The 24,377-nt window shown below is 69.4% G+C and carries 28 protein-coding genes and 1 pseudogene; 11 read left to right on the top strand and 18 right to left on the bottom strand.

What is annotated here, in order from left to right:
• Nucleotides 1-4: 4 nt before the first annotated feature.
• The 4 genes from IPK71_24665 (at nucleotide 5) to rbfA (ending at nucleotide 4,454) form a co-directional block, all read left to right on the top strand.
• Nucleotides 5-649, top strand: coding sequence for a DUF448 domain-containing protein (locus IPK71_24665; GenBank protein ID MBK8216931.1), 645 nt, complete (start codon nucleotides 5-7; stop codon nucleotides 647-649).
• A complete protein-coding gene (gene infB / locus IPK71_24660; GenBank protein MBK8216930.1) occupies nucleotides 646-3,552 on the top strand; it encodes a translation initiation factor IF-2 in 2,907 nt (968 codons plus the stop codon). The genes IPK71_24665 and infB overlap by 4 nt, the downstream gene beginning before the upstream one ends.
• A gap of 162 nt (nucleotides 3,553-3,714) precedes the next feature.
• A complete protein-coding gene (locus IPK71_24655; GenBank protein ID MBK8216929.1) occupies nucleotides 3,715-4,038 on the top strand; it encodes a DUF503 domain-containing protein in 324 nt (107 codons plus the stop codon).
• 44 nt (nucleotides 4,039-4,082) lie between these two features.
• Nucleotides 4,083-4,454, top strand: a complete 372-nt coding sequence (rbfA, locus tag IPK71_24650) for a 30S ribosome-binding factor RbfA (protein MBK8216928.1) — start codon at nucleotides 4,083-4,085, stop codon at nucleotides 4,452-4,454.
• A 9-nt stretch (nucleotides 4,455-4,463) separates the two neighbouring features.
• Here the strand turns inward: rbfA and IPK71_24645 are convergent, their stop codons facing one another.
• Nucleotides 4,464-5,408 carry a methionyl-tRNA formyltransferase gene (locus IPK71_24645; GenBank protein ID MBK8216927.1) on the bottom strand — a complete coding sequence of 315 codons (945 nt, stop codon included), beginning with the start codon at nucleotides 5,406-5,408 and terminating at the stop codon, nucleotides 4,464-4,466.
• Between the two features lie 72 nt (nucleotides 5,409-5,480).
• Here IPK71_24645 and IPK71_24640 point away from each other — a divergent pair, with 72 nt between their 5' ends.
• From IPK71_24640 to IPK71_24630, 3 genes are read left to right on the top strand one after another with little or no spacing between them, the layout of a single operon-like run.
• Nucleotides 5,481-6,098 (top strand): TetR/AcrR family transcriptional regulator, encoded by a 618-nt coding sequence (locus tag IPK71_24640; protein MBK8216926.1) that lies wholly within the window; start codon nucleotides 5,481-5,483, stop codon nucleotides 6,096-6,098.
• A complete protein-coding gene (locus tag IPK71_24635; GenBank protein ID MBK8216925.1) occupies nucleotides 6,095-7,048 on the top strand; it encodes an alpha/beta fold hydrolase in 954 nt (317 codons plus the stop codon). Before IPK71_24640 ends, IPK71_24635 begins: the two co-directional genes overlap by 4 nt.
• 53 nt (nucleotides 7,049-7,101) lie before the next feature.
• Nucleotides 7,102-7,437: a hypothetical protein gene (locus IPK71_24630; GenBank protein MBK8216924.1), complete on the top strand. Its 336-nt coding sequence runs from the start codon at nucleotides 7,102-7,104 to the stop codon at nucleotides 7,435-7,437.
• Between the two features lie 83 nt (nucleotides 7,438-7,520).
• On the opposite strand, the gene def is transcribed toward IPK71_24630, so the two are convergent.
• From def to IPK71_24550, 16 genes and pseudogenes are all read right to left on the bottom strand, one after another.
• A complete protein-coding gene (gene def / locus IPK71_24625; GenBank protein MBK8216923.1) occupies nucleotides 7,521-8,021 on the bottom strand; it encodes a peptide deformylase in 501 nt (166 codons plus the stop codon).
• A 122-nt stretch (nucleotides 8,022-8,143) separates the two neighbouring features.
• Nucleotides 8,144-9,226, bottom strand: coding sequence for a bifunctional diaminohydroxyphosphoribosylaminopyrimidine deaminase/5-amino-6-(5-phosphoribosylamino)uracil reductase RibD (gene ribD / locus IPK71_24620; protein ID MBK8216922.1), 1,083 nt, complete (start codon nucleotides 9,224-9,226; stop codon nucleotides 8,144-8,146).
• A 23-nt stretch (nucleotides 9,227-9,249) separates the two neighbouring features.
• On the bottom strand, nucleotides 9,250-9,756 hold the full coding sequence (gene nrdR, locus IPK71_24615) for a transcriptional repressor NrdR (GenBank protein ID MBK8216921.1): 507 nt from the start codon (nucleotides 9,754-9,756) through the stop codon (nucleotides 9,250-9,252).
• Between the two features lie 121 nt (nucleotides 9,757-9,877).
• Nucleotides 9,878-10,333: a ribose 5-phosphate isomerase B gene (rpiB, locus tag IPK71_24610; protein ID MBK8216920.1), complete on the bottom strand. Its 456-nt coding sequence runs from the start codon at nucleotides 10,331-10,333 to the stop codon at nucleotides 9,878-9,880.
• A 3-nt stretch (nucleotides 10,334-10,336) separates the two neighbouring features.
• Nucleotides 10,337-11,593 (bottom strand): beta-ketoacyl-ACP synthase II, encoded by a 1,257-nt coding sequence (gene fabF / locus IPK71_24605; protein ID MBK8216919.1) that lies wholly within the window; start codon nucleotides 11,591-11,593, stop codon nucleotides 10,337-10,339.
• 210 nt (nucleotides 11,594-11,803) lie between these two features.
• The gene (acpP, locus tag IPK71_24600; protein MBK8216918.1) at nucleotides 11,804-12,046 is read right to left on the bottom strand and encodes an acyl carrier protein; all 243 of its coding nucleotides are present in this window, start codon (nucleotides 12,044-12,046) and stop codon (nucleotides 11,804-11,806) included.
• A 345-nt stretch (nucleotides 12,047-12,391) separates the two neighbouring features.
• Nucleotides 12,392-13,138: a 3-oxoacyl-ACP reductase FabG gene (locus IPK71_24595; protein ID MBK8216917.1), complete on the bottom strand. Its 747-nt coding sequence runs from the start codon at nucleotides 13,136-13,138 to the stop codon at nucleotides 12,392-12,394.
• A gap of 27 nt (nucleotides 13,139-13,165) precedes the next feature.
• Nucleotides 13,166-14,107, bottom strand: a complete 942-nt coding sequence (fabD, locus tag IPK71_24590) for an ACP S-malonyltransferase (protein ID MBK8216916.1) — start codon at nucleotides 14,105-14,107, stop codon at nucleotides 13,166-13,168.
• 131 nt (nucleotides 14,108-14,238) lie between these two features.
• Nucleotides 14,239-14,478 (bottom strand): hypothetical protein, encoded by a 240-nt coding sequence (locus tag IPK71_24585; protein MBK8216915.1) that lies wholly within the window; start codon nucleotides 14,476-14,478, stop codon nucleotides 14,239-14,241.
• A complete protein-coding gene (locus IPK71_24580; GenBank protein ID MBK8216914.1) occupies nucleotides 14,475-15,122 on the bottom strand; it encodes a hypothetical protein in 648 nt (215 codons plus the stop codon). Before IPK71_24580 ends, IPK71_24585 begins: the two co-directional genes overlap by 4 nt.
• 82 nt (nucleotides 15,123-15,204) lie before the next feature.
• Entirely contained in the window at nucleotides 15,205-16,212 is a 1,008-nt protein-coding gene (locus IPK71_24575; protein ID MBK8216913.1) for a ketoacyl-ACP synthase III, read from the bottom strand.
• A gap of 188 nt (nucleotides 16,213-16,400) precedes the next feature.
• On the bottom strand, nucleotides 16,401-16,589 hold the full coding sequence (gene rpmF, locus IPK71_24570; GenBank protein ID MBK8216912.1) for a 50S ribosomal protein L32: 189 nt from the start codon (nucleotides 16,587-16,589) through the stop codon (nucleotides 16,401-16,403).
• A 24-nt stretch (nucleotides 16,590-16,613) separates the two neighbouring features.
• On the bottom strand, nucleotides 16,614-17,159 hold the full coding sequence (locus IPK71_24565; GenBank protein MBK8216911.1) for a DUF177 domain-containing protein: 546 nt from the start codon (nucleotides 17,157-17,159) through the stop codon (nucleotides 16,614-16,616).
• Between the two features lie 84 nt (nucleotides 17,160-17,243).
• Nucleotides 17,244-18,695 (bottom strand): Crp/Fnr family transcriptional regulator, encoded by a 1,452-nt coding sequence (locus tag IPK71_24560; protein MBK8216910.1) that lies wholly within the window; start codon nucleotides 18,693-18,695, stop codon nucleotides 17,244-17,246.
• Between the two features lie 113 nt (nucleotides 18,696-18,808).
• The gene (locus tag IPK71_24555) at nucleotides 18,809-19,708 is read right to left on the bottom strand and encodes a M15 family metallopeptidase (protein MBK8216909.1); all 900 of its coding nucleotides are present in this window, start codon (nucleotides 19,706-19,708) and stop codon (nucleotides 18,809-18,811) included.
• A gap of 58 nt (nucleotides 19,709-19,766) precedes the next feature.
• Nucleotides 19,767-20,302, bottom strand: a pseudogene (locus tag IPK71_24550) (GNAT family N-acetyltransferase).
• 264 nt (nucleotides 20,303-20,566) lie between these two features.
• On the opposite strand from IPK71_24550, the gene IPK71_24545 reads away from it, so the two are divergent.
• Genes IPK71_24545 through IPK71_24530 form a run of 4 tightly spaced genes read left to right on the top strand, consistent with a single transcriptional unit; the run spans nucleotide 20,567 to nucleotide 23,116 of the window.
• A complete protein-coding gene (locus tag IPK71_24545) occupies nucleotides 20,567-21,085 on the top strand; it encodes a MarR family transcriptional regulator (protein MBK8216908.1) in 519 nt (172 codons plus the stop codon).
• Entirely contained in the window at nucleotides 21,082-21,999 is a 918-nt protein-coding gene (locus IPK71_24540) for a 3-keto-5-aminohexanoate cleavage protein (protein ID MBK8216907.1), read from the top strand. The genes IPK71_24545 and IPK71_24540 overlap by 4 nt, the downstream gene beginning before the upstream one ends.
• Nucleotides 21,996-22,784, top strand: coding sequence for an enoyl-CoA hydratase/isomerase family protein (locus IPK71_24535; GenBank protein ID MBK8216906.1), 789 nt, complete (start codon nucleotides 21,996-21,998; stop codon nucleotides 22,782-22,784). Before IPK71_24540 ends, IPK71_24535 begins: the two co-directional genes overlap by 4 nt.
• An 11-nt stretch (nucleotides 22,785-22,795) precedes the next feature.
• Nucleotides 22,796-23,116 (top strand): GIY-YIG nuclease family protein, encoded by a 321-nt coding sequence (locus IPK71_24530; GenBank protein MBK8216905.1) that lies wholly within the window; start codon nucleotides 22,796-22,798, stop codon nucleotides 23,114-23,116.
• On the opposite strand, the gene IPK71_24525 is transcribed toward IPK71_24530, so the two are convergent.
• On the bottom strand, nucleotides 23,106-24,248 hold the full coding sequence (locus IPK71_24525; protein ID MBK8216904.1) for a hypothetical protein: 1,143 nt from the start codon (nucleotides 24,246-24,248) through the stop codon (nucleotides 23,106-23,108). The genes IPK71_24530 and IPK71_24525 overlap by 11 nt on opposite strands.
• Nucleotides 24,249-24,377 lie beyond the last annotated feature (129 nt).

Raw genomic sequence — 24,377 nt, 5'->3', positions numbered from 1 at the left:
AGACATGAACCCGTCCGAACGCCCGGAGCTCCCCGGGCCCGTGCGCACGTGCGCGGGCTGCGGTCAGGAGTCCCCGAAGGGCTCGGGCGAGCTCGTGCGCCTGGTTCGGGGCCCCGAGGTCGCGGGCCGCACCGAGGTCGCGTTCGACCTGTCGGGCACCACCTTCGGCCGCGGTGCCTACGTGCACCCCTCGCTGGGGTGCCTCGAGAGGGCCGCGAAATCGGGCTTCTCCAAGGCCTTCAAGACGAAGGTCACGACCGACGTTGCTTCGTTGTCACGCGCCTTCCAAGAGGCTGCCACGCGAAGGGTGGAAGGGCTTCTCGTCTCGGCGAAGCGACTCCGTGCCGTCGCGCTCGGGACGGACGCCACCTTCGCAGCCCTCCGGGACGGCGCCCCGTGCGTGGTGGTGGCGACGGATGCAAAAAGCGTGGTAGAGCGGCGCGAGCTTGCGGACGCGATTACGAGAGGTTTGGCGGTGAGCTTCGGGACGAAGGGCACGATGGGTGCGCTTTTCGATCGTGACGAGGTGGCGCTCTTGGCCATCCTTCACGTCGGTCTGGCGGACGAGATCAAACGGACGTGCAGAGCCGCGACGGCGATGACCGGTTCGGGGAGCAAAGCAGTATGGGTGTCGTCGGAGGGTCGATGAGTAAGGTGCGGGTTTACGAAGTCGCGAAGCAGCTGAACCTCGACCCCAAAGTGGCCGTGTCGCTGCTCCAGTCGCTCGGCGTGTCGGACGTGCGCAATCACATGAGCTCGGTGGACGTCGACACGGTGGAACGTGTCAAACGTCACCTCGAGAAGCAGAAGACGCACAACATGGTGGAGGAGCGCATCCGTCCCACCGTGGTGAAGCGTCGCGCGGTGGCGAAGTCCCCCGACGCGCCTCCGAGCGGGCCCTTGCCGCCGGCTCCTCTGTCTTCCCCCGAAGTGAACGACGTCGCGTCCCGCCGGGATCTCGCGGCGCTCGCGGGCGACGACGGTCCCGAGCCGCCGCAGGTCATCTTCGAGGCGCCCCCCGCGAAGGCGAGCGCGCCGGCGTTGCCGATCGAGCGGAAGAGCACGCGCGAGCTGCTCGTCGAAGCGCCCGAGCGGAAGAGCACACGAAAGCTGCCCGAGGAGCGCAAGAGCGCTGCCAAGCTCGAGGCGCCGAAGAGCAGCCGCAAGCTGCCCGTGTCGGAGCCCGCGCTGCCGGTCGAAGAGCCCGTCGAGGTGAAGGCCCCGACGCCGCCCCCCGCTGCCCCCTCGGTGCGCGAGGTCGTCGCGGTCGCGCCGCCGGTCGAGGTGGAGCCCCCTCCGCCGCCGCCCGTCGAGCCGCCTCCTCCGGCTCCCCCCGTCGTCGCGGCTCCGGTCGAGGCCGCGCCCGAGGTGGTCGCCGCCCCGGTCGTCGCCGAGCCCGCCAAGGTCGAGATGCCCAAGCCCACACCCGCGCCCGTCGCGCCGTCGGAGCCGCCTCCGCCTCCGCCGCGTGTCAGCTCGCCTCCCAAGACGGGCATCGAGGTCTGGGCGGGTCGTCCGGGCGTGCCGATGCCCACGCCCGCCGGCGTCTCGCGCACCGGCATCGGCGGCGGCTCGGTCGGCACCATGGCCCGCAGGAGCGAGTTCAACCCGCGCGCCTCGGGCCCCACGGGCGGCATGCCGCAGCGTGGTGGTCTCCGCGGTGGTCCGCAGATGGGGCGCGGCGGTCCGATGGGCCGCGGCTTCCCGGGCGGAAAACGCGGCTTCGGCCCGCAAGTCCCCGGCCGCAAGCCGGCCGTCTCCACCCAGGAGATGAGCGCTCACAAGAAGGTCATTCGTATCGAGGAGAACATCACTCTCCAGAACATGGCCCAGAAGATGAGCCTCAAGGCCACCGAGCTCCTCGCGAAGCTCTGGTCGATGGGCATGCAGAACGTCCACATCAACACCACCCTCGACGCCGACACCGCGAAGATCCTCGCGTCGGAGTTCGCGTGGGAGGTCGAGGACGTCGCCGTCAGCGAGGACGACAGCATCGCCGCCGCGCGTGGCGAGGAGAAGGCCGAGGGCCAGATCGACGAGGACCTCGAGCCGCGGCCCCCGGTCGTCACGGTCATGGGCCACGTCGACCACGGAAAGACCAGTCTTCTCGATAAGATCCGCAAGGCGAACGTGGCCGGCGGCGAGGCGGGTGGTATCACGCAGCACATCGGCGCCTACAAGGTGCAGACGGCCAACGGGACCATCGTCTTCCTCGACACCCCGGGCCACGAGGCCTTCACGCAGATGCGCGCCCGCGGCGCCGGCGTGACCGACATCGTCGTCCTCGTGGTCGCGGCCGACGACGGCGTGATGCCTCAGACGAAAGAGGCCATCAACCACGCGAAGGCGGCGAAGGTGCCGATCATCGTCGCAGTCAACAAGATCGACAAGCCCGGCGCCGACCCGGAGCGCGTGAAGCGCGAGCTGTCCGACCTCGGCCTCATCCCCGAGGATTGGGGCGGCGACACCCTCTTCGCGCACGTCTCGGCCCTCACCGGCGCGGGCGTGAAAGAGCTGCTCGACACGCTCGCCCTCCAGGCCGAGGTGCTCGACCTCAAGGCCAACCCGAAGAAGCCGGCGAGCGGCACGGTCATCGAGGCCCTGCTCGATCGCGGCCGCGGCCCCGTGGCGCGTATCCTCGTCCAAGAGGGCACGCTCAAGGTCGGCGACTTCATCCTCGCGGGCGCCGGCTTCGGCAAGGTGCGCGCGATGACGAACGAGCACGGAAAGCCCGTGCACAACGCCGGTCCGTCGACCCCGGTCGAGATCCTCGGCCTCTCCGACGTCCCCGGCGCGGGCGACCCCGTCCACGCCGTCAAGGACGCGAAGAAGGCACAAGAGATCGCCGAGAGCCGCAAGGGCAAGATGGCGAAGAGCCTCATCCCGGCCTCGGCCAAGGTGTCGCTCGAGGAGCTCTCGCGGAGCCTCAAGGACTCCGACCTCCAAGAGCTCCGCATCATCATCAAGGGCGACGTGCAGGGCTCGGTCGAGGCCGTGGCCGACGCCTTCGCCAAGCTGTCGACCGAGCGGGTGAAGCTCAGCATCATCCACGCGGGCGTCGGCGCCATCACCGAAGGCGACGTGAACCTCGCCATCGCGGCCAAGGCGATCGTCATCGGCTTCAACGTACGCCCCGCCGGCAAGGCTCAGGCCCACGCCGACGAGAACAAGATCGAGATTCGCCTCTACTCGATCATCTACCAAGCGGTCGACGACGTGAAGAGCGCCATGGAAGGCCTCCTCCCGGCGATCATGGTCGAGAAGGCCGTCGGCAAGGCCGAGGTCCGCGCCGTCTTCAAGATTCGCGGGGTCATCGTGGCCGGCTCGTACGTCATCGATCGCCAGATCAAGCGCAACGCCATGGCGCGCCTCGTCCGCGGCGGCGAGCGGATCTGGGAGGGCAAGATCGCGGCGCTCAAACGCTTCAAGGAGGACGTCAAGGACGTCGCCGAGGGCTTCGAGTGCGGCATCAGCCTCGACGGCGTGAGCGACATCAAGGAGCTCGACATCATCGAGTGCTACGAGATCGAAGAAGTGAAGCAGAAGCTCTGATCCTCGGATCCGAGCTTCACCTGGGGTCGGCGGTCATGGTCTCTTTCGGGAGGCGGGCCGCCGTTTCCTATTTTGTTCGGTCTTTTCGATAGGATACGGGAGTCTTGACCGGTGGTGCGGGCCGCGCGACGAAGGGATGCGTGGGGCTGGTAAGGTGAGCGCATGCACGTCGGTGTCTCGCGGCTCACGTTCCACGTGCCGCACGCGCGGTCTCTCAAAGAAAAGAGGAGCGTCGTGCGAAAGCTCCGTGAGCGCATCCGCGCGCGCTTCGAGGTGTCGGTCGCCGAGGTCGACGCCCAAGACCTCCACCAACGCGTGGTGCTCGGCGTCGCGGTGGTGTCGGCCGATCACGACGTGTGCGAGCGCGTGCTCGGCGAGGTCGCGCGGTTCGCCGAGCTCGACGAAGTGGCCCAGCTCGTCGGCCGCGCGACCGAGCTCGTGCCGTTCGGGGACGACCTCTACGAGGACGACCCGCTCGGGCGATGAACGTTCGGCGTGGGCCCGGGGCAGGGAAGTGCTAAGGAGCGCGCATGGCCGGTGAAGTGAAGCGTGCGTCGCGTGTGGCCGAGGGTATCCGCGAGGAGCTGTCGCTCCTCTTGACCACGCGTGTGCGTGATCCACGCCTCTCCGGTGTGCTCGTCTCGCGGGTCGCCCTCACGGACGACCTCCGGAGCGCGCGTGTGTATTTTCGCCTCCTCGAGGGTGGCGACGGCGATCGCATCGAGGCCGCGAAGACGGGCCTCTCCAAAGCCGCAGGGCTCCTCCGCAAAGAGCTCGGCGCGAAGCTGAAGCTGCGGGTCGTCCCGGAGCTCCGTTTCACGTACGACGAGGGCCAAGAGGCACGCGACCGCATCGACGCGCTGCTCGAAGAGGTCCGCCGCGAGCGTAAGCCCGGCGAGTGACGAGCGCCGTCAGGCGGGCTCGCCGAGCCGGGTGCCCTCGCGCACGCCGCGGCCGCTCTGCCACTCGGCGCCACGTACCGGTTTTTTCCCTTCGAGCTGAACCCGCAAGAGCTCGATGGTGCCTTCGCCGCACGCGACGAGGACGCCCGACTTGTCGGCCACGATGACCTCGCCCGGAAGAGCCCCGGCTTTGCGTGCGTCGCTCATGCGCGTCTCGAGCACCTTGACGACCTTGCCGTCGGCGTAGGTGAACGCGCCGGGCCAAGGGGCCATGCCACGAACGTGGTTGTGGACCGCGAGCGCGGGCTTCGTGAAGTCGACGAGGCCGTCGCGCTTCGTGAGGAGGGGCGCGGCGCTGGCGCGCGCGTGGTCCTGCGGCTCGGGCACGTAGCCGCCCGCGACGACCTTCGGGAGGCCCTTGCGCACGGCGAGCGCCCCGAGGGCCGAGAGACGCTCCGAGAGCTCTCCCGCGGTCTCGTCGGGGCCGATGGGCGTGACGAGCTTTTCGAGCATGTCGCCCGTGTCCATGCCCTCGTCCATGTTCATCAGCGTGATGCCCGTCTCGGCCTCGCCGTTCACGACCGCCCACGTGATCGGGGCCGCCCCGCGGTACTTCGGGAGCAAGGACGCGTGCACGTTCACGCAGCCCTTCTTCGGGGTGCGCAGCACGTCACCGGGCAGGATTCTGCCGTACGCCACGACCAGCGCCACGTCGACGTCGCGCTCGGCGAGCCACGCCCGAAGCTCGCCGTTCCTCACCTTCGTCGGCTGGTACACCTCGAGCCCCAGAGCGAGCGCGCGCTCCTTCACGGGAGGCGCCGCGAGCACGTGCCCGCGCCCCTGAGGTTTGTCGGGCTGGCAGACCACCCCTTGAACCTCGGAGATCTCGGAGAGGGCCTCGAGGCACGGCACCGCGAACGCGGGTGTACCGAAGAACACCGAACGAAACGACATGCGGCCATACTACTCGAATAATGCGAGGCCGACCGGAGTTGACGAATCGCACACTCGTGCTAAATCGACGGTATGGCCTCCGCCAAGGGCGACTCGACGCACCGTGAGATCCTCCGAGAAGCGCTCGCGCTCGCGAGCGAGGTGGGGCTCGGCGCGATCTCGCTCGGCGCGCTGGCCGAGCGCGTGGGGATGTCGAAGAGCGGCCTCTTCGCGCACGTCGCGTCCCGCGAGAACCTCGAGGTCCTCGTCCTCGAAGAGGCGGTCTCGCGCTTCACGGATCTCGTCGTCGCCCCCGCGCTCAAGAAGCCGCGCGGCGAGCCACGGCTCCGGGCCCTCTTCGATCGCTGGCTCGCGTGGGGGAAGGCCGATTTCATGCCTGGCGGCTGCATCTTCTTCGCCGCCGCGGCCGAGCTCGACGACAAGCCCGGCCCCGCCAGGGATCGCTTGGTCGCCTCTCAACGGGACTGGCTCGAGGCGCTCGCCACCGCCACCAAGGTCTCCATCGCCGAGGGCCACTTCCTGAGCGACGTCGATCCCTATCAGGTCGCCCACGAGATCGCCCTGGGTTACGGCCATCACGCGCTCTCCCGCCTCTTCGTCGACCCGAGGACGGAGGCCCGCACGCGCCTCGCGTTCGAGCGGCTCGTCACGCACGCCCACGCCCCATCGCCGAAAGGATCGCCCCCATGACGCCCTCGTTGCGCCCGAAAAATAGCACGAACGTTCGTACGAAAACCTGGGGCCTCCGGTTGCTCCGCGCGGGGATCCGTGTCGCCTCGCGCGCGGCGACGCCGCTCGGTACCCGGGTGGCGCTCGAGCTCTTCCTGCGCCCTCGCAGGTTCCCGCGCCCGGCGTGGGAGTCGAGGCTCCTCGCCCACGCGGACGTGCGCACGGTTCCGTGGCACGGCCGCGCGATGCCGGTGTGGTCGTGGGGGGAGGGGCCGCAGGTGTTGCTCGTGCACGGCTGGGAGGGGAGGGGCTCGCAGCTCGGCGCGTTCGTGGAGCCGCTCGTCGAGGCTGGATTTCGCGTGGTGACGTTCGATGCGCCCGGTCACGGAGACGGGCCCGGCGCGCGGTCGTCCATCCCCGAGGTGGCGGACGCGATCCTCACCGTGCGCGACGCCGTGGGCTCCCTCCACGCCGCGGTCGCGCACTCGATGGGCGCCGTCGGGCTCTTGCTCGCGCAAGCGAGGCGCCCTGGTCTCGCGACGCGGCAGGTGGCGATCGCGGCGCCGACCCACCTCGGCGCGGCGTTCGACACGTTCGCCGAGGCCCTCGATTTGCCATCGAACGTTCGTGCGGCTTTGCCCCACGCGGTCGAGGACAGGTTCGCCCTCCGCCTCGAGGAGCTCGAGCTCCGGACGCTCGCGGCGCGGGTCTCGTCGCCGACGATGGTCGTGCACGATCGGGACGACCGGGACGTGCCCTTCGCGAGCGGCGAGCGCCTGTCGCGTGCGTTCGACGGGGCCCGCCTGCTCGCGACGACGGGCCTCGGCCACAGGAGAGTCCTGCGTTCGCCGGAGGTCATCGACGCGGTGAGGGTCTTCGTCGAAGAAGGTGCCGGTCCGCTGTCTCCGGGGCGCCCCCTCGCCGATGGTCTCTTTCGCGATCTCCGGGACCGCGAGTCGCGCTTCGCGTGACCGCCGACGGGGAGGGTCGTCCGCCTCCGCCAGGTTTGCTATGGATCGCAGCCATGGTGCGTAGGACCTTCGGCAGCTCCGTCGTCACGACGCTCGTCGCGTTCGTCGCGCTCGTCTCGGCGCTCGGGTGCGGAGGGCGCGCGAGCAAACAAGAGTGCGAGCAGATGCTCGACAAATACCTCGACATGGTGATGGCCGAGGAGCCCGAGCTCGACAAGCTCCCCCCCGATCAGAAGAAGGTCGCGCGCGACATGAAGCGCGCCGTCCGCAAGGCCGAGCCCTCGTACCAGAAGGTATTTTCGCAGTGCGAGGCCGAGATCACGAAGAAGGAGTACCGCTGCGCGATGGCGGCGCCGAACCCCAACGTGTGGGAGTCCTGCATCGACTGACGGTCACGCGGCGCGGTCGGAGCGGAGGCTGACGACGGATCGAGGTGGTCCTCCCGCCTACGGCGCTCGCGGCGGACGCGCGCTCAGCGCTCGGCGCGCTTCAGCATCTTGCGGTGGAGGAGGCGCTTCTTGAGCGGCCCGAGACGGTCGATCATGAGCACCCCTTGGAGGTGATCGTACTCGTGCTGGATCGCGATGGCGAGGAGGCCCTCGGCCTCGATCTCGAACGGTTTCCCGTCCCGGTCGAGCGCGCGCACCTTGATGCGCTCGGCCCGCTGGATGCCCTCTTGGGCTCCGGGGAAGCTGAGGCACCCCTCCTCGAACGTGGTCTCGCCGTCTTTCTCGACGATCTCCGGGTTGATGAAGACCCGGAGGTCGCTCGCCTCGTCCTCGCTGGCGGTGTCGACCAGAAAGAGCTGCAGCGCCTCGCCGACCTGCGTGGCCGCGAGCCCGACTCCGGGCGCCGCGTACATGGTCTCGGCCATGTCGTCGATGAGCGCACGAATCTCGGGGGTGATCGTCTCGATCTTCTTGCCGGGCTCGCGAAGGCGCTCGTCGGGATAGTGCAAAATGGTGAGAATCATGGGTCTTTCGAGGGGAGGCGCTCGATCGTTTGCCGCCGCGCCACCCGGTTTTTGCCATACCGCGAGGCGCGCGGCAAAGGCAACCCCGACAGGGAGGGCACGCTCGCTCACGAGGCTCCGGCTCAGGTCTCTTCGGCGAACGCGATGACCCCGTGCACGTAGGCGTCGTCGCCGCAGCACTCCCAGACGGGGCTCGTGATGCGAGGAGCTTCGATGGGGGTCTCGGGGCCCTTCCAATCGACCGCGCCGGGGCGCCCTCGTGGGCCGAAGAGGGACGGCGCGACGAACGCGTGGAGCTCGTCGGCGAGGCGGCCCGCGAGGAAGCTCCCGGCGAGCTCGGCGCCGCCTTCGACCATGAGGGTGACGACGCCGCGCTCCCCGAGGAGGCGCAGGCAGGCCTCGACGTCGAGGCGCCCCTCGGTCGACTCCGGCGCGCGCAGGACGACCGCACCTTCGGCGACGAGGAGAGCCTCGGCCTTGGGGGAGGCTTCGTGCGAGCAGAGCAAAACGAGCGGGATCTCGCGCGCGGAGGCGACGAGCTGGCCGTCGAGCGGGAGCCGCAGGTTCGTGTCGAAGACGACGCGCACCGGGCTCGAGCCGGAGCTGTCTCGGACGGTGAGGCGGGGGTCGTCGGCGACGGCGGTGCCGATCCCCACCGCGACGGCGTCGTTGGCCGAGCGGAGCGCGTGGACCTTCGCGCGGGCCTCGGGCCCCGTGACCCACTTGCTGGCCCCGCTCCGGGTCGCGATGCGCCCGTCGAGGGTGAGCGCGAGCTTGAGAGAGACGTACGGAAGGCCCGTCGTGACGTGCTTGCGAAAGGGAGCGACGAGGGCGCGCGCCGCGTCCTCGAGCACGGGGCCATCGACGCGAATGCCCGCCTTTCGCAGCGCTTCGAGGCCGCCACCTCGGACGTGAGGGTTCGGATCGAGGGCGCCGTACACGACCCGCGCGACACCGGCGCGTACGAGGGCCTCGGTGCAGGGGGGCGTCTTTCCGTGGTGGTTGCACGGCTCGAGCGTCACGTAGGCCGTGGCGCCGCGCGCGCCCTCGCCGGCCAGGGCGAGCGCGGCGACCTCGGCGTGTGCCTCTCCGGCGCGCGCGTGGTGCGCTTTGGCGACGAGCTTGCCGTCTTTCACGATCACACAACCGACGTGGGGGTTCGGCGAAGGCCGGCCCGAGCGCCCCTCGGCGAGCGCGAGCCCCATCCACTGTGCGTCCGATGTCTCCGTCACCGTGAGCCCTCCGGTTGGGCGGTGCGCGCCGAAACGACTGCGGCCGCGCGTGTGTCCGACGCGAGCGTCTCGAGCTCCGCGCGGAACTCGTCGATGTCGCGGAACTCTCTGTAAACACTTGCGAATCGGACGTAGGCGATCGTGTCTGCGGCGCGCAGCCGTCGCATGACCGCTTCGCCGAGCACGCGCGAAGGGACCTCTTTTTCACCCGAGTCGACGAGCTCGCGCTCGACCCCGTCGACCATGGCCTCGAGGCTCTCGAGCGGCACCGGGCGCTTCTCGCACGCGCGCCGAAGGCCGCCGAGCAGCTTCTGACGATCGAAGGCCTCGCGGCGGCCGTCCTTCTTGACCACGAGCGGGATCACGTCCTCGACGCGCTCGTAGGTCGTGAACCTGCGCGCGCAGGCTTCGCACTCGCGCCGACGACGGATCACGTCTCCCTGGGCCGAGGCGCGTGTGTCCGTCACTTTGCTCTCGGCGTTCGCGCAGAATGGGCACTTCACGACGAGGGGTCCTCGGCCTTCGCGGCCACGCTACGGTGCATCACGGCGGTCCCGTCGACGTATCACGAACGCGAGAATTTCGCATCGTGCGGCGAGGAACCACACGGGACTACATCGTCGTTCACGACGGCTCGAGCTTGGCGACACGGCGCACGTGGCGTGGGTCGGTAGACGGCTCGGAGCCGAGCCAGGCGTCGACGATGTCCATCGCGAGGCTCGGGCCCACCACGCGCTCGCCGAGGGCGAGCACGTTCGACGCGTTGTGGGAGCGGCTCATGCGCGCCGTGAAGGTGTCGGAGCAGTTGACCGCGCGCACGCCCGGGTGGCGGTTCGCGGCGATCGCCATGCCGACGCCCGTGCCGCACACGAGGATCGCGCGCGAGAACGTGCCGGCGACGATGCCCTTCGCGGCTTCGTGGCCGTAGTCCGGGTAGTCGACCGAGGCTTCGTCGTTCGTCCCGAGGTCGACGACGGTGTACCCGCGCGCGACGAGCTCGCCCTTGATGAGGTTCTTCAGGCGGAACCCGCCGTGGTCGGCGCCGAGCGCGAGGGTCTCGGAGAGTTTTTTGTCGGTCATGGCTCAGCCCTCGTACCGGGAAAGGAGCAGCGAGCAGTTCGTCCCGCCGAAGCCGAAGGAGTTGTTGAGCGCGTGACGAATGCGCCGCTCACGGGCCGTGTTGGCCACGTAGTCGAGCTTGCACTCGGGATCCTGGTTCGCGAGGTTGATGGTCGGGGGCACCCGGCCGGTCGCGATGGCGAGCGCGCAGATGGCGCTCTCGACCGCCCCGGCGGCGCCGAGGAGGTGGCCGATCATCGATTTCGTGGAGCTCACCCAGAGGTGCTTGTCGGTCGCGTGCGCGCCGAAGGCCGTCGAGATCGCCTGCGACTCGGCCACGTCGCCGATCGGCGTCGAGGTGCCGTGGGCGTTCACGTAGTCGACGTCGGTCGGGGCGACGCCCGCGTCCTCGAGGGCCATGCGCATGGAGCGCACGGCGCCGGCGCCGCCCGGGGCGATGGCCGTGAGGTGGTGGGCGTCGCTCGTGGCCCCGTAGCCCGCGACCTCGCCGTAGATCTTGGCGCCGCGCTTCTTGGCGCGCTCGAGGTTCTCGAGGACGAGGATGCCCGCGCCTTCGCCGCAGAGGAAGCCGTCGCGGTCCTTGTCGAACGGGCGGCTCGCGCCCATGGGATCGTCGTTGCGTCGCGAGAGGGCGAACATGGCCTCGAAGCCGCCGATGCCGACCGGCGTCACGGTGGCCTCGGCGCCGCCCACGACCATCACGGGGGCGCGGCCGCGGCGGATCCACTCCGTGGCCTCGCCGATCGCGTGCGCGCCGCTCGAGCAGGCGCTCGTCGTCGCCATGCTCGGGCCGCGGAGGCCGTGTTGCATGGTGATGTGGCCCGCGGCGAGGTTCGCGATGATGCCGGGGATGCTGTACGGGCTGATGCGCCCCGGCCCCTTTTCGAGGACGGTTTGTTTAGCCTTTTCGAGGGTTTGCAGGCCGCCGAGGCCCACGCCGACGAAGCAACCGGCCCGGTCGTGCTCTTCCTCGGTGAGGTCGAGGCTCGCGTCGTCGAGGGCGAGCTTGGCGGCGCCGAGCGCGAACTCGATGAACCGGTCCATCTCCTTCAGCTTCTTCTTCTCGATGAAGCCGGCTGCCACCGGATCCCAGCCCTTCACCTCGGCGGCGATCTTCACGCGGAACTTCTCGGTGTCGAACTGGGTGATGGGTCCCGCTCCGCTCTCGCCGTCGAGGAGCGCTCTCCACGAGGCCTCCGTGCCGATGCCGACGGGGGTGACGAGGCCGAGGCCAGTGATGACGACGCGGTGGTTGCTCATAGAAGGCTCCGACGGTTGGGGCGGGCGCAAAAGGGCATAGGGAAGGCAGGAAGGTTCGGTGCCCCTGCCGGGAGCAGGGGCGCGAAATGGACGAAGGACGCACGCGGATACGACTCCGATCGTGCGCCCTCGGGCTTCGCCGTCCGTCGCGTGGGGCACCCCGGGGCACCGCCGAGGAGGTGCCCTCTTCGCGCACCCCGCGCGCCGGCGTCACTTCTTGGTGTGGGTCTCGATGTAGTCGATCGCGTCCTGGACGGTGCGGATCTTCTCCGTGTGCTCGTCCGGGATGTCGATCTCGAAGGCTTCCTCGAACGCGAGCACGAGCTCCACGAGGCCGAGCGAATCCGCGCCGAGATCTTCGATGAACGTCGATTCGGGCTTGATGTCCTTGTCGTCGACGTCGAGCTGCTCTTTGATGATGCGCTTGACTTCGCTGGGAATGTCCTGAGCCATTTCGTGCCCTCGGGGTGACGATCTCTAGTTGGGAAAGGCCCCTCGCAGTTTCGAGGGCGCGCTTGCACGTATGTCCCCGACCGGGGACGAGGCGCGTTCTACCTCAAATTGGCGCGCTGGGAAGCCTCGTTTTTCTTCGAGACGTGCCGTCACCTCCGCTACGCGGATCGTCGGGCCGCGTCACGCGCGCTCGTTCGGACAAACGCGACCCCGCGTAGCCGCCCCGACACGCGTCGCGCAGCGGATTATGCAGGGGAACGAGCGCTCTCCGCCGCGCAGGCGCGAAAGAAAAGGGCCCGGGCGGCGTGCGCCTCGGGCCCCTCGCCATCCTCGGGGAGGCTTTCGTCAGACGTACATTCCGCCGTTCACGCGGAGCACCTGGCCGGTCACGTACGCGGCCTCGTCGCTCGCGAGGTAGACGCACGCGGCGGCGATGTCCTTCGCGGCGCCGATGCGGCCGAGCGGGATGGCCTTCAGGATTTGCTCCTTCATGCCGTCCTGCATGCCGTGGGTCATGTCCGTCTCGATGAAGCCCGGCGTCACGGCGTTCACGGTGATCTGACGCGAGGCGAACTCGCGCGCGACCGACTTGGTGATGCCGAGGAGGGCCGCCTTCGTGGCGGCGTAGGCCGTCTGACCGACGTTCCCCATCTCGCCGATGACGCTCGAGATGAAGACGATGCGGCCCGTCTTGGCGCGCATCATGACCTTCGTCGACGCCTTCGCGCACGCGAGCGCGCCCTTCACGTTGATGGCGAGCTGCCGGTCGATGTCCTCTTCTTTGAGGCGGAGCAGGAGGCCGTCGATCGCGATGCCGGCGTTGGCGATCACGATGTCGAGGCGACCGTGCTTCTTCGCGATCTCCTCGATGGCCTTCTCGGTGGCCGCCATGTCGCCCACGTCGAACGCCGCGATCTCGGCCTTGCCGCCCTTCGCGACGATCCCCTCGGCGACCTCCTTCGCAGCGGCTTCGCCCTTCACGTAGTTCACCACGACGAGCGCGCCCTGGGCCGCGAGGGCCTCCGCGCACGCGCGCCCGATGCCGCGCGACCCACCCGTGACGATCGCAACCTTGCCGTCGAGTCGAAACATGATTCTTTTCCTTGGGTTAGAAGATATTCAGCCGAGGAACGCGCCCACGGCGTCGAGCGACTCGGGGTCGCCCACGGAGAGGACCTTGATGTCCTTGGCGATGCGCTTCACGAGCCCGGCGAGGACCTTGCCCGGCCCGAGCTCGAGGGCGTGCGTGACCCCCTCGTCGCGCATCCGGAGGATGGCCTGCTCCCAGCGCACCGCGCCGTCGACCTGGCGCACGAGGAGGCCCTTCACGCGCGACGGATCGACGTTGGGCTCGGCGTCGACGTTGGCGACGACGGGGAAGGCGAGATCTCCGATTCGGATCCCCGCGAGCTCGGCCTCGACCGCGCGGGCCGCGGGCGCCATCAGGGCGCAGTGAAAGGGCGCGCTCACCTTCAGCGGGATCGCTTTGCCCTTCTGCGCGGAGGCGAGCTCTTGCGCGGCCGCGACGGCCTTCTGTGCGCCGGCGATGACGATCTGCCCGGGCGCGTTGAAGTTCGCGCACGAGACGACCTCGCCCGTGGCCTTCGCGGCCTCGACGCAGATGGCCTCGAGCGCCGGGCCCTCGAGGCCCATGATCGCGGCCATGGCGCCCTCGCCCTCACGGACGGCCTCCTGCATCGCGCGCCCTCGGGCACGCACGAGGCGCACCGCGTCCTCGAACGCGAGTGCCCCGGACGCGACGAGCGCCGAGTACTCCCCGAGCGAGTGGCCCGCCGCGAACGACGGCGCGGGGAGCTGCGGGTAGCGCTCTTTCACGGCCTCGAGCACGGCGATGCTCGTCGTGACGATCGCAGGCTGGGCGTTTGCCGTGCGCGTGAGCTCGGCCTCGGGGCCCTCGAAGACGAGCTTCGACAGGGGCTCACCGAGCGCCGCGTCGGCCCGCTCGAACGCCGCCCGCGCGGCCGTCGACGCGGAGAAGAGCTTGTGCCCCATGCCCACGCTTTGCGCCCCTTGACCGGGGAAGAGCCATGCAACCTTCACGTGACGCGCGCCTCCTCGCGGGCTCCTTGCCCGCCGCGGCGCAACCTAGGAGATGCGCAAGCCGGGAGCAATCGCCACGTGCCGCCGCGCTCTCGCCGCGCCCCGACGGTAGCGAGCGTAGTCGCCGCGTCTCAGCCCGTGGCGGCGTCTACCGGAGGCGTGGACGGCGTCGGCGTCGGGGTGGGTGTCGGCGTTGGGGTGGGTGTCGGTGTCGGCGTCGGCGTGGGGGTGTCGTTGTCTTCTTTTTTTACGGGGGAGTTTCGCCCGCCGCTCTTGTAGTCGCCCCCGGAGTCGAAGACACACGCCGTGCCCATCGCGGCGACCGCCACGAGCGCTACGAGACCCGCCACACGCTTGGCTGACACGTTCATCGGCACACCCATTTCGCGCCGGCCTCGCCGGAGCAGCTGCACGTCCCGGCGTTGGTCGGGGGGAGGTTCGCGTTCGGAATGCCGAGGCCGCCGCGCGGGCACTGGCGGTTCGCCTCGTAGTAGCCGCCACACGTCGCCCCGTCTTCGATGAAGCGTGGCGGGCAGGGCGCGAAGAGCACGTTGAAGGGCAGGGTCTCTTTGAGCTCGCCTTCGACGTAGATCTCGCAGCGGAACCGCCCGGCGGGGAAGGGCTTCGCCTCGTTGCTGCCCTCGGCCTGGCCCGTGCCGGCGTCGCGCCCTGCGGGCTTCAGCTCGAGGACCTTCTCTCCGGGGCCGGAGAAGTCGGCGTAGACGAGCACGGCGTTCACGTTCTGCGCGGTCTGCGTCTTGAAGTCGAGGACCTGCTCTTGGCGGATGAGCACCTCGGTCGTGAGTGGCCTGCGGTCGGAGCCGCGGATGTCGGCCGTGCACACGATGTTGCGCATGTCCGTGTAGAACTCGCTCTGCCGGCGCTGCCCGTCGATCGACATGTAGGCGTCGAAGACACCCGCGGTGGGGAACGGGCAGGCGGCGAGCGAGGTCACGAGGCCGGCGCCGACCGCGACGAGGCCGACCGCCACGGCGCCGATACGAACGATGTTCATCCCGGTCAGGATACCCGAAAACGGGGGGCCGAGAACCTCGGAAAATCGGGGAGGGGAGCCCTGCGGAAATGGCGCGTCGCCGTCACACGCGAACGACGGCGCCGCCCCAGGACACCCCGGCCCCGAGGGCGCACATGACCACCGTGTCGCCTTCCTTGACCTTGCCGGAACGGAGGCTCTCGTCGAGCAAGATCGGGATGCTCGCGCTCGACGTGTTCCCGACGCGCTCGAGGTTCACCAAGATCTTCTCCTTGGGCACTCCGAGCCGCGTGGTCGCCTGGTCGATGATGCGGAGGTTCGCCTGGTGGGGGCACACCCAGTCGACCTCGTCCGGGGTCATCCCGGCCTGATCGACCGCGGCTTTGCTTGCAGAGTACAGGTTTTTGATGGCGACCTTGAAGATGTCTTGGCCGCGCATGTGGACCTTGTGCATCTTGGTGGCGAGCACGTCGGCCGAGGGCGGGTTGCGGCTCCCGCCGCCCGGGATCCAGAGGGACGGAGCCATCTCGCCGTCGGTGTGGATGCGCGTCGCGAGGACCCCGCGAGGCTTGCCGTTGGCGGCGAGCTTCCCGTCGGCCGGGCCCATGACGACCGCGCCGGCGCCGTCGCCGAAGAGCACGCACGTCGTGCGGTCCTCCCAGTCGATGACACGCGAGAGGAGCTCGACCCCGATGACCAGGACGTGCTTCACGGTGCCCGTGCGGAGGAGCCCGTCGGCCAGCGTGAGCCCGAAGAGGAAGCCCGCGCACGCCGCGGAGATGTCGAACGCGGGGCAGTGCCCGGCGCCGATCTTTTGCTGCACGAACACCGCCGTGGCGGGCATGGGCATGTCGGGCGTCACGGTGCCGACGATGATCATGTCGATGTCTTTGGCCGTGAGGCCAGCCGCCGCGATGGCGCTCTTCGCGGCCTCGGCCGCCATGTCGCTCGTCACCATGCCCGGGTCGGCGATGCGGCGCTCGCGAATGCCCGTCCGCTCCATGATCCATTCGTTCGACGTCTCGACCATCTTCTCGAGGTCGTGGTTCGTCCGGATGGTCGGCGGCAAGAAGTGGCCCGTTCCGAGAATGCGTGAGGCTGGCGGAATCATGGGAGTCTCCCTGCAACGAGCGCGCGAGTTAATTAACTAATAAATCAATTCGGGAGCCAAAAAAAACCGCGGGCGAGCTTCGTGGGCTCGCCCGAGGTGGTTTCTGTCCGTCTTGGCCTCGTCTCCCCTCGAGCGCGCTTATGGGCACGGACGAGGCCGGTCGGACGAGGCCGCCGACGAGACAGGCGTCAGCTCGCTTTGTCGGTCTTCTTGACCTGACGACCTGCGTAGAAACCGCAGGCGCCACACGCGCGGTGCGGCACCGAGGGCTCCCCGCAGTTGGCGCAGGCGCCGAGCTGCACGGGAACCACTTTGTCGTGGTTGGCGCGGCGCATGTTGCGCTTGGATCGGCTGGTTCGCCTCTTGGGAACGGCCACGGCGGTGCTCCTTGTCGGGTCTCTTCAGGACTTTTCGGGGGTCTTCCAACGCAGTAGCGGAAGAAGACGGGGATCAACGTTGGTCGAGGCGGAAGCCTCCGCGCCCGAACCGGGAGGTGGGCTCATACCCTCGCACGCTTCGGAACACAAGGGGAACATCGGAGTTTCGAGCAAGATCTCGTCGCGGACGAAATCGTCGAGGACGACCGTGTCTCCGTCGTAGGGCATGGAGTCGGGGTCCTCGCTCGCCACGACCTCTTCGTCGTCGCCCCGTACGGTCACGCTCTCGGTCGGTACAAAAAGGACCGAAAAGTCTTGTGAAATCGAGACCTTCGAGGGGGCGGTGCAGCGCGCACAGGGGACCTGGATTTCGGCCTCGAGGCGCCCGTGGGCCACGACGTCACGGCCGCTCATCGACAGGCGGACCTCGATGCGACCCTCCTTCTCGGTGGGGGAGGCGTCGCACCCTTCGAGGGCGCCGAGCAGCCACGCGGGTCGCACCGGGAAGGTGTACGACTTGCCGCCGGCATCGAGGGAAGAGACGGATACGGAGAACTCGGGCGTGGTCATCGCGAAGGGTTAGGGGCTTTACGCCTCGCTCGCGCGTCGTGCAAGCGTCCCGTCGCGCCTCGTTCGGGCACCCGAGCCTCGTGGTCAGCCGAGCCGCTCGAGCACCGCCACCACGTGCTCGGGGCTGCGCTCGCACAGCTTCTGGAGGCGCGTGCCCTCGAAGAAGGCCACGGTGGAGCCGGCCTTGGCGACGGCCGACACGCTCGGCGCGATGGCGTGGATGGTGTCGCGTACGCCGTAGAACCCGTCGGCCTCGACGGCGCCGAGCGGCTCCCCGCTCTCCGACACGAGCGTGAGGCTGCCCCGCGCGACGAGGCACGCGACCGTGGGCACGGCGTTCGCGGGCAGCACCACGGTGTCGTCGACGAACGTCTCGAGGCGCTGGAGGCACGAGAGGATCTCGTCGCGCACGCGCACGTCGAGCTGGCTCATGGTCTCGTGCATCGAGAAGAACGAGTCGATCCGGTGGAGCTCTTTCGTCTCGGCGAGGCGCTGCGCGAGCGAAGGATCGGCCTCCGCGAGCTTCCTCACGATCTCGGCCGGGCACACGAGGACCTCGGCGACGCGCTCGGCCTTGAGGGTGGCCGTGCAGCGCGCGTCCCCGTCGCCGAGGACGGACGACTCGCCGAGGAGCCACCCGGGAAAGCAGCACCGCACGAGCCACGAGCCGCCCTCGGGTCGCTCGAGCCACACGCCGAGGAGGCCGCTCTTCACGACGAAGACGAAACGCGAGGGCTCTCCCTCGGTGACGAGCGTCTCGCCGGGGGCGAGCGTGCGCGTGGTCATGTGCTGCTCGAGCTCTTGGCGGAGCTCGGGGGCGAGGCCAGCGAAGGTGCGTGAGTCGTACACGGACGCGATGGGGCGAAGGCGCGCGCGGCTCTGCTCGAGCAGCGCGTGCACCTTGGAGCTGCCGTAGCCGTCGCGGCCGTAGAGCTCGAGCGCCATGGCGGCGGCCTTCTCGAGGGCGTCGAGATCGAAGCGGTCCGCGAACTCGCGCGAGGCGGCCTCGAGGTAGCCCCCAGCGAGGTCTTTCTCGCCGAGCTTCTGCTCGACCTCGGCCATCGTGAAGAGCACCTTGCCGCGCTGCGAGTGGTCGGCGAGGAGCCTCGGGAGGAGCTCCCGCGCCTCGGCGAGCGACGCCGCGTCACCGCGGGTGATGGCGGCGCGGACGCGGCTCGAGACCGGCACCTCCTCGCTCAGCGTGCCGAGGCCGAACGACATGGGGCCCGCGTCGTCTTGCTCGGTGCCGAAGTCCGCGAGCTCGTCGATCACGACGCCCTTCGTCTTGGGCAGGAGGTGACGCTCGACGGCGGCGACCAGGTGGTCGGCCGACAGCAGCGGGCTCGGCGTACCCTCTTCGTCCATACGGAGGTCGGCCACGTGCACGTCGCCCTTCGAGGTCGGCATCACGACCGACACGAGCCACCCCTCGCCGGCCACCCTCCGCACGCGGCGCACGTCGCGCACGTCGAGCAAGGCCCCGAAGCGGGAGCGCAGGTCCGAGAGCGCGGCTTGCCATACTTCCTCGCGTGTCACGGATCGAACGTAAGGGGAGCGCGACCCTCGGACCAGTTTTTCGACCAAGACGAAGCGACCCGCGGCCTACGTGCGTCGGGCGCAGGCGCTGTGTAAGTGTTTGAAATTATGAGCTATTTCGAGCCTGCGTCGCCCTGTGGGGGGCCACCGTCGGGTGAACTGGTGCTCGGCTTCGGCGCCTCGGGCGAGGGGGAGGCGGGGGCCTGGCGGTCGAGGATCTTCTCGGGATCGCCGAGGAACTCGAAGTGCATCGTGTCTTGGAGCACGTCGTGTCCGAGCCAGTAGAAGCCGAAGCGCTCGAAGATGGCGACCCAGCTCTTGGGCATGGCCATGCGCTCGTAGATGCTCGAGACGCGACGCTGGCAGAGCGGGTGCTCGGTCCACGGGGGGACGCAGCCGCAGCACGTGTTGCGGTCGGGCTCGATGTCGATGGCGATGCCGTAGACGTGGTTCGAGATCTCGCTCCCGCGGTAGGTGTTCGCGAAGCGGATGCCCCCGATCGAGTGCGGGTGGTACTCGTCCTTCGCGGGGGTCGCGTTGAGGGCGGCCTCGACGCAGCGGAGCGCGAGGCCCACCTTCTGGTTCACCGTGACCGTCATGCCCATGAACTTCACGGGCTCGGCGTAGAAGCGCGGCGGGTGGGTGTTGTCGCGCGGGCTGCCGTAGCCCGGGAAATATCCGTACTTTTCCGTGCGGTAGCGGATCGCCTCGGCGAGGGCCTTGTTCGAGTCGGTGCCCTTCTTGAACCAGTTGCCGCGGACGAGGAACGGCTGCGCGGCTTGTTCGCGGCACCGCACGAGCGCCCCGTCGACGGAGATCGAGACGGGCGGGAGGGCCTTCGGGCTCTCTTCGGCGGGAGGGTCGGGGGCGAGCACGGGGCGCGGCTTGGGCGCGGCGGAGCTCGCGGCTTTGGCGGCGTCGCCGGCCTCGGCCTCGCGGCTCGAGAGACCTACCGTGCCGAGGGCGATCGCGGCGACGGTGCCGGCGGTGAAGAGGGCGCCTTTCGTTCTCACGAGACCCGAGATAGCTCGGTTTCGCGAGAACGCAAAGCCGACGGCCGAGCTTCGTGGGTCACGCGCGGTCGCGCGCGAAGCGGAGCACCTCGCCGAGGAACGGGTGGTCGTCGAGCCCGACGTTCGTGAACCCGGCCTTCTCGAGCACACGCACCGAGGCCGAGTGCCACGGCGGGGTCGTCGCCTCGATGCGGCGCACCTCGGGCTGGGCGAGCGCCCACTCCACCTGGCACGTCGTCGCTTCCGTAGCGTAGCCCATGCCTTGCGACGACTCTTCCACGCCGTAGCCGATCTCGATGACCCCGCCGTCCCGCGGGGATCCGTGGAATACGACGCTCCCGACGAGCCTCGGGGGCCCGTGCTCCGCGCGCGTGAGGACGAGCCGATCGCCCCAGAGCCGATGCTCGGGATCCCTGCGAATGGCCTCGATCGACGCGCTGAACGCCCGCTCGACCAACGCCCGCCCAGGCCAGGCCGGGGGAGCTCGGCGCCCACGATGCGGCGCACGTCGTCGCGTCGCTCGGACAGCACCGCCTCGACGAGGTCGACGGTGATCGGGCGGAGCTCGAGGCGTTTCGTGAAGAGGGTCGTCATCGCTCTCCCGAGGGGAGTGGCCTCGCGCGCGGCGAGGGCCGAGGTGGTTTGGGGACGCCGGCGGGGAGGGCGTGGGCGGTCTGCGATGCCCGAGACGAGCTCCCCTTGGGGTCGAGCCTAACGGACTCGCCCCCGACCGGCGTGGTTGACGCCAAGCCGTTCGTGAGTAAAAGTTTCGCACACGAAGGAATTGTCCCACAACCCCCGAGCTCGCCGATCGCGGCGGCCCGGGGGCCCGGCTCGTGAAAACCCCGAGGAGCGTGCGTGGTGTCAGAGCTCGAGCCGAGCGTCAAAGACGACGTCAAGCAGATCATCGAGACGATTATCTACCTCTACACGGAGGGCCGGAGGATCACGAAGGAGCTCGCGCGGAGGGCGCAGCTCACGGGCCCTCAGCTCACGGTGGTGAAGATCCTCGAGCAGATCGGCGACCTCTCGCTCTCGGAGCTCTCGGAGCGCATCCGCGCCCAAAACAGCACCGTCACGGGCATCATCGATCGCATGGAGCGCGAGGGCCTCGTGGTGCGCGAGCGCTCGAAAGAGGACCGCCGCGTCGTCATCATCCGCCTGACGCCCAAGGGCGCGCAGCTCGCCGAGGACATCCCGGTGGAGCCGATGCGGGTTTTTCAGACGGCCCTCTCGAGCCTCACGAAGGACGAGATGCGCGAGCTTCTCAGGATTTTGCTCAAGGTATCGAAGCGCGTGAAGACGCTCGTTCGCCGGGCCGGTGGTGAGGCCCCGGGGGAGCGCGTGAAAGACTCTGCAGGAGACCCGAAACCATGACCGACTTCGTCCGTGATCCCGATCTCTGCGTCATCACGTGCGCCGTGACGGGCGTGCTCGCGAACCGCAAACAGTGCCCCGGCATCCCGTACACGCCGAGCGAGATCGCCGACGAGGCGAAGCGCGCGTACGACGCGGGCGCGAGCGTCGTCCACATCCACGCCCGCACCGACGAGGGACAGCCCACCTTCAGCCCGAAGGTGTTCGCCGAGATCAAGGCGGAGATCGAGGCCAGGTGCCCGATTTTGTTGAATTTCTCGACGGGGACGATCCTCGAGGACGTGACCGAGCAGTGCACGTACCTGACCGAGTCGCGGCCCCACATCGGGGCCCTCAACATGGGCACGATGAACTACGCGAAGTACTCCGAGAACCGGAAAAACTTCGTCTTCGACATGGTGTTCCCCAACACCTACGAGAAGATCATCAAGCTGCTGAAGGCCATGAACGCGGCGGGGGTGAAGCCCGAGCTCGAGTGCTTCGACGCGGGGCACACCGCGGGCATCTGGCCGCTGCTCGACATGGGCCTCTTGAAGGAGCCGCTCCAGTTCTCGTTCATCACGAACGTGCTCGGCGGCATCCCGCCCATGATCGAGAGCCTCCAGCTCCAGACGAAGATCATGCCGAAGGGCTCCGAGTGGGAGGTCATCGGGATCTCCAAGTCGGGCTGGCGCATGATCGGCTCGGCGCTCGTGCTCGGCGGGAACATCCGCGCGGGGCTCGAGGACAACCTCTACCTACCGAACGGCGAGATGGCCCGCTCGAACGGTGACCTCATCGAGGTGGCGGCGCGTATGGCCCGCGACGTCGGGCGCAAGGTAGCGACGGTGGACGAGGCGAAGAAGATCCTGCGGCTCGCCGAGTACGCGCCCACGCCCGAGGCCCCGAAGCCCCAGCCGACGGCGCAGGCATGAGCCTCCCCGAGCGCGCATACGGGAAGATCAAGGTCGTCTCGTCGGGCGGCGTCACCACGATCGCGCTCGCCTACCCGGAGCGTCGGAACGCGATCGGTCCCCAGATGACGAACGAGCTCCTCTGGGCCCTCGGCGACGCGTCTGCCGACCCTGAGACGCGCGTCGTCGTGCTCACGGGCGAAGGCAAGGCGTTCTGCGCCGGCGGCGATTTCGCCGCGATCACGGCGGGCGAGGGGAGCGCGCTGCCCCACAAGGGCGACTACTCCGATCTCTTGCTCGCCATGATGCGGTCCGAGGTGCCCATCGTGGCGCGCGTGAACGGGCACGCCATGGGCGGCGGGCTCGGGCTCGTCGCCGCGTCCACCTTCGCGGTCGCCGCCGAGGGGGCGAGCCTCGGAACGCCGGAGGTCGACGTCGGCCTCTTCCCCATGATGATCATGGCGGTCTTGGCCAAACACGTGCCGCGTCGTCTGCTCCTCGAGATGATGCTCTTCGGCGAGAAGCTGTCCTCTACCGATGCGCTCGCGCGTGGCCTCGTGAACCGCGTGGTCGCCGAGGACAAGCTCGACGCGACGGTGGCCGAGATCACGGAGAAGCTCCTCGGCAAGAGCCCGGCGACGCTCCGCTTGGGGCTCCGGGCGTTCGCGGCGCAAGACGAGATGGAGCTCGAGCGCGCGCTCCCGTTCCTGCGGGACAAGCTCGCCGAGTGCCTCTCGACCGACGACGCGAGGGAGGGGCTGATGGCGTTCCTCGAGAAGCGAAAGCCGGTGTGGACGGGAAAGTGAGCCGTGCCGCGGTGGCGCCGGAGCCTGCGCCGGATGCGTGGAGCTTCTACGTCGTCCGGTGCGGGGACGGCTCGCTCTACGCGGGCATCGCCAAGGACGCGCGCGCACGGTTCCGAGCCCACGCGGAGGGGAAGGGTGCAAAGTACACGCGTGGGCGCGGGCCCCTCGAGCTCCTTCGTGTCGTCGTCTGCGGTGCGAAGGGCGACGCGCTCGCGGTCGAGGCTCGGTTCAAGCGACGGTCGCGCGCCGAGAAGCTGCGGCTGGTCGGTCGCAAGGCCCGCCTCGCCGCGTTCGCCCGCCGTGTGGTCGACGCGCGCGCGCTCACTCGATGAGCGGGCGGAGCTCTTGGGCGGGCGGGGCCGAGCCCGCGCGCATGCGAAGGAGCGTCGGTGACGAGGCCACGACGACCCCGGAGTAGAGCCCCGGGTACGGCGCCGTGACCGTCGTTTTTCGTGTGTCGATTCGGGAGCTTAGCGTGTAGACACCGCGCTCGTCGAAGGTGCCCGCGGGGCAGAAGCGGCCGATCACCACCGAGAGGCTCGACGTGCGCCCGGCGCCGACGACCGGCACGAGATCCCGGCCGAGCGAGGTCAAGCCCGGCACGCTGCACGTCGACCTCTGGCCCGAGGGGGAGGTCACGTCGACGACGAGCGCGGTCGTGCGGAACGCGAGCGGGACGCCGCGCGACGACTCGTTCTTCAAGGTGACCGTGAGGCCCGCGGAGAGCTCGTCGTTCGTGTCGATGCGCGGCGTCGCGCCGAGCGTGAGACGCGGGGGCGCCGGTGCCGGGGTATCGTCGGCGCGTGGGGGCTCGGGAGGGGCGCTCGTGCTCGGGGCGGCGGGCGATGTCTCGAGCGACGTGTGCGCGCCCAGGTCTCGCTCGGCCATGCGGACCTCCTTGGCGTTCGCGAGCGTGGGCTTGGGCTCGGCGTCGGTCGGGTCGAGGGGCCCCACGGCGAAGGGCGCCTCGAGACCTTTGCCCTCGAAGCCATAGGCCGCGGAGATGCGCGTCGCCGCCGCGAGCGCGCGGGTCGCCTCGGCGGAGAAACAGAGCGCGCGGAGGTCGAAACGTTGGACGTAGGTCTTTCCTGGCCCGAGCAGCTTGGCGTCCCCGTCGCCCTTCGGCCGATCCTGAGCAGGGATGGCGCACTCGACGGACGTCGGCGGCTTCTTGCCGCGCGGGAGCGGCCCTTCGGGCTTGGGCGCGGGCACCGTGATGCGGAGGAGCCTCACGTCGGTCACGACCCGGAGCGGCGCCTCGCCGGTGTTCTTGAGGCGCATCGTCGCGAGGGTGCCCTGCGCGGGAATCTCCACGTCGAGTGTGACCTTCGGGGCGGGGAGGGTCGGGGCCTCGGGCTTCTTCGGTTGCGGGGTCGCCTTCGCGGGGGGAACGGCGAGCGCGGCGCGAGGGCAGAAGGCGAGCGCCCAGAGGCCGAGGAGCGAGGCGAAGCGAAGAGGGCGCATGCCGGAGAGGTAGCAAGCGCACCTTCGGCCGGCAATCGCCGCGCGCCGGCCGGTCGCAAACGCGCGCGTGCGCCCAACGGAGAGCCCTTCCATCCGCGAGAAGACAAGAATAAAGTTCTTTGTGCTTTA

The sequence above is a fragment of the Myxococcales bacterium genome (assembly GCA_016712525.1).
Classification (GTDB): Bacteria; Myxococcota_A; Polyangia; order Polyangiales; family Polyangiaceae; genus JAAFHV01.
The sequence above is the reverse complement of the archived record's forward strand: the minus strand, read 5'-3'. Positions and strand labels throughout refer to the sequence as shown.